Raw genomic sequence first — 3,609 nt, 5'->3', positions numbered from 1 at the left:
TCCAGCAACCGGCGAACCGGCAGACGGCCACAAACCTTTATAAGCACCGGCGGATCGTATGAAGTTGATGGCTCGGAATTCCCTTTTCGGCATCCTGCTGCGCTCGCGCTGGTGGGCGAGTCTGTTGGTGGCTGCCGCGCTGGTGTTCATTGGCATCGCGGTAACGCCCCCCGCGTATGCGCTATTTCCCCTCTTTGGCGCGGTGCCTTTTTTGGTGATCGCCGCGATCGCGGCATGGAAACAGCGCAATCGCCCCTCCGCCGCGCGCGTTGAACGGACCACGCAAACGCTGGCCGCGCTGTCCTGGTCTGAATTCGCCACTCGTTTACAAACGGCGCTGAAAGCGGATGGCTGTCAGGTCCAACCCATCACAGGCGGCGCGGCGGACTTTGACCTCGCCCGGCCGGGCGCCGGGCGCGCCGTGCTATCCGCTCGTCGTTGGAAGGCGGCCCATACCGGGGTCGAACCTCTGCAACGCTTGCAATCCGCGCGCACCGCGGCAGGAGCCACCGAGGCGGTTTATGTCACGCTCGGTGAACTGTCGCCAGCGGCACGCGCGTACGCCGAAGCGAACAAAATCGCTGTCATGGACGCCGAATCCCTGGCCCAGTTGTTCAGACGTCAGCCGTTATAAGCAAGTTGCAGATGCCATCTGCCCGGGCGTAACCCGCACGGTATTACGCTACGGCCTTCTTCTCGGTTTCTAGCTCTGTCGCCATCGCGCCACCAGGCACGCAACGCTCTGGTGACGTCTCTTTGCGATTTTTAGTCAAAACGAAAACAAACAAACTTACGGCTATCCGTTCTTTTTTCGCTTTTGTTGTTTTAAACTACTAATATGATCCTGAACCCTCGTCAAAGCGCACTTGTGGAAATGGTCCGATCCCAGGGATCGGCCAGTATCGAGTCCTTGGCTCGCCACTTCGATGTCACGTTGCAGACCGTGCGACGCGACGTCAATTTGCTTGCCGACGCAGGATTGCTATCGCGTTTTCATGGCGGAGTACGGATCGAATCCTCGACAATCGAGAACATCGCCTACCGCAAGCGCCAAGGTCTGCATGCCGAAGCCAAGCAGCGCATTGCCCAAGCCGTCGCCGACGCGGTTCCTGATGGCTGCTCTCTCATTCTCAATATTGGTACGACCACTGAAGCCATCGCGCGTGCGTTGATGCGCCACCGAGGGCTGCGCGTGATTACCAATAATCTGCATGTCGCGGACATTTTGGCCGACAACCCTGATTGCGAGGTGATCCTGGCCGGTGGCGTCGTGCGTTCGCGCGATCGCGGCATTGTCGGGGAAGCGACGATCGACTTTATCCGCCAATTCAAAGTCGACATCGGACTGATCGGTATTTCCGGCATCGAGACCGACGGCACCTTGCGCGATTACGATTTCCGCGAGGTGCGCGTCGCGCGCTGCATCATCGAACAATCGCGCGAGGTCTGGCTGGCCGCCGACAGCAGTAAATTCGAGCGCCAGGCGATGGTGGAACTCGCGCATATCTCGCAAATCAACCGCTTTTTTACCGACGCGCAGCCGCCGGCGCCCCTGGCACAAGCCTTGCAAGATGCAGGCGTGCGATGTGTGGTGGCCGAGCCCGCGGTGACGCCGGATGCTGACGACACGAGGCTGGAACCGCAAGCTGCGCACCAATCCGCGGCGGAATTTAACCCTTTCTCGCGACCGTAATCGGGCTGACAGAATTATCCAGCCGATACGTCGAGGGATTTTTACCCCACTTGCCATGACCTCAACTTCTACCGCCTCAGCGATCCCAACCCGCAGCGCGCTGCTCAACACGCTAAACGACAACACGACCTGGGATGTGATCGTGATCGGTGGCGGTGCCACCGGCTTGGGAACGGCGGTAGATGCGGCCGCTCGCGGCTATCGTACGCTGCTTGTGGAGGGCGAGGATTTCGCGAAAGGCACATCGAGTAAAGCCACCAAGCTCGTCCATGGTGGCGTGCGGTATCTGGCCCAAGGCAATATCAGTCTGGTGCGCGAGGCTCTGCACGAGCGTGGCGTGCTCAATCGCAACGCCCCGCATCTGGTGTGGCCGCTGGGGTTTGTGGTGCCGGCTTATGGCATGTTCGATCAGCCCTTCTATGGCGTGGGTCTGAAGATGTATGACATGCTGGCCGGCAAGCTGAACTTGTCGCCCAGCCGCTGGCTGTCTAAACGTGAAACGCTGGCCGAGGCCAGCACCGTGGCACCGTCGGTCGGCGGACGCAATCTGCGTGGCGGGATCTTGTACTACGACGGCCAGTTCGACGATGCGCGGCTGGCGGTGGCCTTGATGCGCACTTTGTTCGACCTGGGTGGCACGGCGATCAACTACGCGCGCGTCACGGGCCTACTGCGCGGCACCACCATGCACAATGGCAAAGACGCGATCGAAGGCGTGGTCATGCAGGACGTGCTGAGCGGCGCCGAAATCCCCGTGCGGGGTCGCTGCGTGGTCAATGCCACGGGGGTATGGGTCGACAGCGTACGACGCATGGAGGATGCGCAAGCACCCACCATGGTGGCGCCGAGTCAAGGCGTGCACCTGACCTTGCCACGCGAATTCCTGCCGGGCGACAAGGCCATCCTGATTCCAAAGACCGATGACGGACGCGTGCTGTTTGTCGTGCCATGGAATGGACATACCATCGTCGGCACCACCGACACACCGCGCGATGACCTCCCGATGGACCCACGCGCGGGCGACGCCGAAATCGACTTTATTCTGAAAACCGCTGGCCGTTATCTCAGCCGCAGACCGACGCGTGCCGATGTGACCAGCGTCTGGGCGGGGTTACGCCCGCTCGTGAAAGCAACGGGCGCCGCGTCCACGAAATCGCTATCGCGCGAGCATACGATTCTGGTGTCGCAACATGGCCTGGTTACGGTAACCGGCGGCAAGTGGACCACTTATCGCAAGATGGCTCAGGACGTGATCGACACGGCCATCCAGAACCAGCTACTGCCACAGGCGCATTGCCGCACGGCGGATCTGGCATTGCATGGCGCACCCAAAGACGCTGCCAAAAGCGCGATCGCGCACGGCACGCCAGATAGTTACTACGGCACGGACCTGGAGACCTTGCGTGCCCTACCCGGCTTGGATCATGTGCTGGTCAAAGCCAGTTGCCTGACAGAAGCGCACGTGCGGTACGCTGCACGACATGAACTGGCCCACAGCGTCGAGGATGTGCTGGCACGGCGTAATCGGGCGCTGTTTCTCGATAGCGAGGCGGCGATACTTGCCGCCCCGGAGGTAGCGCGCATCCTTGGGGAGGAACTTAGCCTCGGTGCGGAGTGGCAACGAGCCACGCTCGCTGATTTCGAGAAGACGGCTGCGCATTACCGGCTCGCCTGAGTCCAGGGGCTTTAATTAGGACGAGGCGCGGCCTCGGCCTCGCGAGGAGCCGCGGCCGGGAGTTGGGCGAAAAATGCTTCGGGATTCTCCAAGATCGTGGCGGCATAAGCGAAAAGCTGCTGATAGAACCCCTCGGGAGGGTCTGTCAGTAATTTCGTGTTTAGGGCATAACATACCGCCAAGGAGTATGTATGCCACGCAAACCCAAGACCCCGCTGGCCGAGTTGCCGAGCATTCCCGC

General features: G+C 60.9%; 3 protein-coding genes. All 3 read left to right on the top strand.

Annotation, left to right across the window (positions count from 1 at the left end):
- Positions 1-67 precede the first annotated feature (67 nt).
- The 3 genes from GOQ25_RS17995 to GOQ25_RS17985 all read left to right on the top strand — a co-directional run bounded on the left by GOQ25_RS17995 (position 68) and on the right by GOQ25_RS17985 (position 3,368).
- Positions 68-634, top strand: a complete 567-nt coding sequence (locus GOQ25_RS17995) for a restriction endonuclease (protein WP_236844348.1) — start codon at positions 68-70, stop codon at positions 632-634.
- A gap of 204 nt (positions 635-838) precedes the next feature.
- The gene (locus GOQ25_RS17990) at positions 839-1,693 is read left to right on the top strand and encodes a DeoR/GlpR family DNA-binding transcription regulator (RefSeq protein ID WP_160351862.1); all 855 of its coding nucleotides are present in this window, start codon (positions 839-841) and stop codon (positions 1,691-1,693) included.
- A gap of 55 nt (positions 1,694-1,748) precedes the next feature.
- A complete protein-coding gene (locus GOQ25_RS17985; protein WP_160351861.1) occupies positions 1,749-3,368 on the top strand; it encodes a glycerol-3-phosphate dehydrogenase/oxidase in 1,620 nt (539 codons plus the stop codon).
- Positions 3,369-3,609: the final 241 nt, after the last annotated feature.

Origin of the sequence: Bordetella sp. 15P40C-2 (assembly GCF_009763235.1) — a bacterium.
Lineage (GTDB): Bacteria > Pseudomonadota > Gammaproteobacteria > Burkholderiales > Burkholderiaceae_B > Bordetella_A.
Note: the sequence above shows the minus strand (reverse complement) of the source record. Positions and strands in the feature narration are given on the sequence as shown.